Raw genomic sequence first — 5,180 nt, 5'->3', positions numbered from 1 at the left:
GCACCTTCAAAGAAGTTCATTTTGAACCAGAGGCCGCGACGGCCCAGCATTTCGCCGTGGTCGGAGACGAAGAGGATGATGGCCTCTTGTCTCGTGGCGTCTAGCGCGTTTAGCAGCTCGCCGATTTTATCGTCGATGTAGGAGATATTGGCGAAATAGGCTTGGCGGGAGCAGCGGATGTTTTCGGGGGTGAGGTCGAACGCGGTGAAGTCACACGCGTCCATCAGGCGTTGGGAATGGGGGTCTTGGTCGGCGTAGGCGATGGGGGTGGGCGGGGCCAGTTCGGGGGCCGCCTCATACAGGTCCCAGTACTTTCGGCGGGCGACAAACGGGTCGTGCGGGTGGGTAAAGCTGACCGTCAGGCACCAGGGGCGATCATCGGCACCGCGTGACAGATCGTACAGTTTCTGTGTGGCCTGATGCGCGACATCATCGTCATATTCCAGCTGGTTGGTGATCTCTGCCACCCCCGCGCCGGTGACTGAGCCGAGGTTGTGATACCACCAGTCGATGCGCTCCCCCGGTTTGCGATAGTCCGGCGTCCAGCCGAAATCGGCGGGGTAGATGTCGGTCGTGAGCCGCTCCTCGAAGCCATGTAGCTGGTCCGGGCCCACGAAATGCATCTTGCCCGAAAGCGCGGTGTAATAGCCCGCGCGGCGCAGGTGGTGGGCATAGGTCGGGATGTCGGAGGCAAATTCGGCGGCATTGTCATAGACACGGGTGCGCGAGGGCAGCTGGCCCGACATGAAGGACGCACGCGCCGGGGCGCACAGCGGCGAGGCGGTGTAGGCGTTGGCAAAACGGGCGGACCGGGCGGCGAGACGGAGGAGGTTCGGAGTGTGCAGAAAATCGGCTGGGCCGTCAGGGAACAGCGTGCCGTTCAGTTGATCGACCATCAGGATCAGGATGTTGGGCGATTTCGACATGGACGGCCTTTCTGGAACGGCATCAGGCGCAGCGTTGTCTTGTGCGTTTCGGATCGTCTGCGCCGCGACCGACGTCCGCCTCGCAAAACCGCCACAAAAGACGCCATGCGAAGGGTCAACGGAGTCGGGCGCCAAATGCGGCTTGGATGTCGCTGGCTGCAGTCGGGGCCAGTGCGCGACCTGTACGCACCCATGATCCACCGACAACTCGGTGACGTGGCATGTCAGCCAGCATAGCCCGGGTCGTCGGCGTCAAGCATCGCTTTGATTTCCGACAGATGCGCGTCGGCGAAACCGGGATAGGCGTCCCATTCCTGCGCGGTCTTTTCGGCAATCGCCTCTGGCAGAACGCGCAGCGGGCGGCCGGTCTGCAGGGCGCGGATGTAAGTCTCGGCAGCGCGCTCAAAGTAGTAAAGACGGTTGAACGTCTCCGCCACGCTGCGGCCGATGATCAGGATGCCGTGGTTGCCCATCACCAGCGTCGTGACTTTCGGGTCAGCCAGCAGGGCGGCACAGCGCGCGCCCTCGGCCTCGAACGCCATGCCGCCGTAGTGGTCATCAACGACCATGCGGTTGTAGAACATCGCGGAGTTCTGGTCGATCGCCGGCAGCCGCGAGTCTGCGAGGCTGGCCAGCACGGTTGCGTGCATCGAATGGACATGCATCACGCAGCGGGCATGTGGCAACGCGCGATGGATCGCACCATGCAGGCCCCAGGCGGTGGGGTCGGGGGCATCGGGCCGGTCCATCGTGGCAGGATCATTGGCGTCGATTTCGATCAGCGAGGAGGCGGTAATACGGGCGAAGTGGCGGCCGTTCGGGTTGATCAGAAACCGGGAGCCGTCAGGGTTCACTGCAAAAGAATAGTGGTTTGCCACCGCTTCGTGCATATTGAGACGCGCTGTCCAGCGAAAGACAGCGGCGAGGTCCGTTCGGTCTGCCCAATGCGTGAGGTTTGCGTGGCTGTTCATCTGTGGTCTCCTCGGCGGGCGATTCGTGGCACCTGTGGCAGGTCTACAAAGATCGGACTGGCAAGGCGATGGCCGATGAAGCTAGGCTGAACCCAAGAGACAAAACTTGCAACCTTGGCGTTGCAGGGTCTATGAGCATCCGCAACCTCTGCTTGAAAATGGCACAATCTGGATGAATTTACCCGCAAAGCTTCTTATTTCTGGCAAATGTAGACCGCAATCGTGGGTCATTTTGGGTTTGTGAGGCAGGAGGCAAGTGCGCGTGCAAATCATTTCAAAGATCTACCACCGTCAGATTACGCACAACTGCTTTGGTGCGCGCGTGATGCTCTTGACGAATGACCGAGACGAACTGATGCGGCAACGACTTGTCGAATACGGCTGCAGTGTCGATACCGACAGCGAGGTCTACAATGCCCTTGCAGCGATCATCGACGACCCGTTCGGATATGATCTGTTCGTGATGGAATGTGACAGCTTTGGCGGGATCGAAGCTGCCGAGCGTGCCATCGCAACGCTGATCGCTGCCGACGCGAAAATGCGGGTGATGCTTGTGAGCCGCGAATTTGACGTGCCAGCCTATCCACTTGGCCGCAGAACCGCCGTCTGCCTGCCTGCGGCTGCGTCGGAGACAACCTTTCGCATCGGTTTCGAGCATGTGCTTCGCGATCGGCTGACATTGCACATGTCCTGAGGCTGACGAAACGGGATCGGATGGCCGATCTCTGCACGGCCATGGGCCTGCTGGTTTTCGATCAGGCAAGAGTCAGGTTCGTTGCCGACTCGCGCCCGTCGCGTCCGACCTCTATATCGAACGTCACTGCCTGTCCGTCCTTCAAGCTGCGCAGCCCTGCGCGCTCCAGTGCGGTGATGTGCACGAACACATCCTTGCTTCCGCCTTCCGGCGCAATGAATCCGTAGCCTTTGGTTTCATTGAACCGTTTCACGGTGCCCTTGGCCATCGTGAGGTCTCCCGTTTGATTGCCGCCCGCGAGAGTGCGACGGCCTGGCTCCGTCAGCTTGTGGTCGATTGCTGTGGCCGATGCACGGAGACAGTGGTCGAGAAGTTAACGTCGCAGCGAAGAATTTGCCATGGTCTCCCGGAAAATCAAGACCCGCTGAGCGGGTCGGAGGCGGCCGAAGGCATTGGCTCCGGCGCGGATCGGCGCAGCCATCGGCAATGTCTGTGCGCTGGGGCTTTAGCGGGCTATGCTGCAATGCGGCAACGGGAGATTCGCCATGGGCAAGGTTTTGACGATCGCGCAGCAGAAGGGCGGGGCCGGAAAGACGACGCTGGCAGTAAATCTGGCGGTGGAGTTCGTTCGCCGGGGGCTGACGGTGGCGGTGCTGGACACCGACCCGCAGGGCAGCCTTGGGCGGTGGTTTCTGGCCCGGCGGGCGCGGTTGGAAGAGGCGGGGATGGAGTTTTCCACCGCGTCGGCCTGGGGCGTTGGGTATGAGTGCGAGAAGTTGCGGAAGTTGGTGGACATCGTGATCGTCGATACCCCGCCGAAGGTGGATGCGGATTTGCGGCCTGCCCTGAGGGAGGCGGATCTGGTGCTGGTTCCGGTGGCGGAGTCGATGGTGGATCTGTGGGCGACGGATGGGGTGTTCGATCTGGTCGGGCGCGAGGGGCGGCGGGCGTTGATCGTGATGAACCGGGGCAAGGCGGGGTCGCGGCTGGGGGCGGAGGTGTTCGCGGCGGCGGGGCTGGTGGGGGCCGTTGCGGCGGCGCGGCTGGGGTCGCGGGTGGCCTATGCTCGGAGCCTTGGGGAGGGGGCTTCGGTCGTGGAGACCCGGGGGCCGGGGGCCGTTGAGGTGGCGGCTTTGGCCGAGGAGGTTCTGGGGCTGTTGGGGTGATGTCCACGCGTGGACATCATTGTGGTTCTTTATAAATCAATGGGTTAGGTTGACTGGATTCACTGTTTGTTAAGGATCGCGAGGTGTAAGGTGCGCTGTGGCGCACCCTACTTTGGTGTCAGGACTTGGGTTTGTCGTCCGCGCCGCTGCGCACGACCTCGATCTTGACCTTGGTGACGAAGGCCGCAATCGCGCCGATGATGGCCAGCAACGGGGCCGCAAGCACGACAGCACCGCCGGCAATGGCGCCGATGGTCAGCGGCAGTTCCACGATCAGATCGCCATCCGGCTCGGTGATGCGGATGCGCTTGACCTGCCCTTCGGCGGCGAGGCGTTTGACGGAAGCCACCAACTGATCGCCCGCAACCTCGATCTCTTCGGTCCAGGTGCGTTTCTTCTGCGGTTCGGTCGGGGTTTCAGGTTCTTTGAGCGTGGTTTCCTGGTCGGTCATGGCAGCCTCCGGTTGCTTGGGTGACGCAAGGACTATGCCGCCGGGGGACCGGGGTGGCGTTGATGTGGATCAAGAACGTCGAGGTCGGTGCAGGTGAGGACGGGACAGGGCTGGCCCATGGCGGCGGTCATCCGGGCATTGGCTTCGTTCAGGAGGGCGGCGGGGACGGCTTTCCACGCGGCGCGGGTCTGCCAGCGGATGATCAGGTGCAGGGTTTCGGGGTCGGTGGCGTCGGCCCAGGTCTCCTTGCCGAGAAAGCCGGGCCGGGCTGCAAGGGTGGCCGTCCAGACCTCGCCGTCGGCCTTGAGGAACCTCTGGCGGAGGGCGAGGGGGATGTGGAGGGTGAGGTGTTCGATGACCATGCGCTTTGATAGCGCCGGACGGCGCGTGCGGAAAGGGGGGCCGCAGAGGTGTGTTGGAGCGACCCCGTGCGCGTTATGTCGTCAGATGCGGCCCATCAGCACCAGAATCAGCAAGATGACCACCAAAAGCCCAAGGCCGCCCGACGGGCCGTACCCCCAGGACCGGGAATGGCCCCAGGTCGGCAGCGCGCCGACCAGGGCGAGGATCAGGATGATGAGAAGGATTGTGCCGAGGGACATGGGGTGCACCTGTTGGGGCCGCAGCCGGAGTGGGGCGGACTGGGTATAACGTGTGCGGGGGGGAATGGTTCCGGAGGGCGGAGTTGGTGCGCTGCAGCGCACCGTCGTGGGCGTCGGCTTGGTCGATGACGAACATGGTGCGCTGTAGCGCACCCTACGATGCCTTTGTCGCGTTGACACCACAGGGGCAGCGCTTGACCGCCGGGTGGGCGCGGCAACGGCGGGTTTGGGCGGTTTATGGGTCAGCGTCTTGCGGCGGTGGTTCCGCTGGTGAGGGTGGAGGAGCGCGCGGCTGAGGGGGCGGTCGGGCGCTGCCCGGCGGTGTGGGGTGCGCGTTGTTCCGGGCGGGGCGGGGTGGGTTGGCCCCGCC

8 protein-coding genes are annotated in these 5,180 nt (G+C 63.3%); 2 read left to right on the top strand and 6 right to left on the bottom strand.

Annotated elements, in window-relative coordinates; genetic code table 11:
• The coding region (gene betC, locus RMO18_RS14315; RefSeq protein ID WP_309666782.1) for a choline-sulfatase at nucleotides 1-926 on the bottom strand (926 nt) is incomplete at its 3' end.
• Between the two features lie 224 nt (nucleotides 927-1,150).
• On the bottom strand, nucleotides 1,151-1,897 hold the full coding sequence (locus RMO18_RS14310; RefSeq protein ID WP_309666780.1) for a class II aldolase and adducin N-terminal domain-containing protein: 747 nt from the start codon (nucleotides 1,895-1,897) through the stop codon (nucleotides 1,151-1,153).
• A 262-nt stretch (nucleotides 1,898-2,159) separates the two neighbouring features.
• Between RMO18_RS14310 and RMO18_RS14305 the strand changes: the two genes are divergently transcribed.
• Nucleotides 2,160-2,591 carry a hypothetical protein gene (locus RMO18_RS14305; protein ID WP_309666778.1) on the top strand — a complete coding sequence of 144 codons (432 nt, stop codon included), beginning with the start codon at nucleotides 2,160-2,162 and terminating at the stop codon, nucleotides 2,589-2,591.
• Nucleotides 2,592-2,652: 61 nt separating this feature from the next.
• On the opposite strand, the gene RMO18_RS14300 is transcribed toward RMO18_RS14305, so the two are convergent.
• Nucleotides 2,653-2,859 carry a cold-shock protein gene (locus RMO18_RS14300; protein WP_309666776.1) on the bottom strand — a complete coding sequence of 69 codons (207 nt, stop codon included), beginning with the start codon at nucleotides 2,857-2,859 and terminating at the stop codon, nucleotides 2,653-2,655.
• Between the two features lie 277 nt (nucleotides 2,860-3,136).
• Between RMO18_RS14300 and RMO18_RS14295 the strand changes: the two genes are divergently transcribed.
• Nucleotides 3,137-3,757 (top strand): ParA family protein, encoded by a 621-nt coding sequence (locus tag RMO18_RS14295; protein ID WP_309666774.1) that lies wholly within the window; start codon nucleotides 3,137-3,139, stop codon nucleotides 3,755-3,757.
• A 118-nt stretch (nucleotides 3,758-3,875) separates the two neighbouring features.
• On the opposite strand, the gene RMO18_RS14290 is transcribed toward RMO18_RS14295, so the two are convergent.
• The 3 genes from RMO18_RS14290 to RMO18_RS14280 form a co-directional block, all read right to left on the bottom strand.
• On the bottom strand, nucleotides 3,876-4,208 hold the full coding sequence (locus RMO18_RS14290) for a DUF4342 domain-containing protein (protein WP_309666773.1): 333 nt from the start codon (nucleotides 4,206-4,208) through the stop codon (nucleotides 3,876-3,878).
• Between the two features lie 32 nt (nucleotides 4,209-4,240).
• A complete protein-coding gene (locus RMO18_RS14285) occupies nucleotides 4,241-4,570 on the bottom strand; it encodes a TIGR03792 family protein (RefSeq protein WP_309666772.1) in 330 nt (109 codons plus the stop codon).
• Nucleotides 4,571-4,651: 81 nt separating this feature from the next.
• Entirely contained in the window at nucleotides 4,652-4,810 is a 159-nt protein-coding gene (locus tag RMO18_RS14280) for a DUF3309 family protein (protein ID WP_309666770.1), read from the bottom strand.
• Nucleotides 4,811-5,180 lie beyond the last annotated feature (370 nt).

It is taken from the genome of Tabrizicola sp. (assembly GCF_031377265.1).
Lineage (GTDB): Bacteria > Pseudomonadota > Alphaproteobacteria > Rhodobacterales > Rhodobacteraceae > JAUYQR01.
Note: the sequence above shows the minus strand (reverse complement) of the source record. Positions and strands in the feature narration are given on the sequence as shown.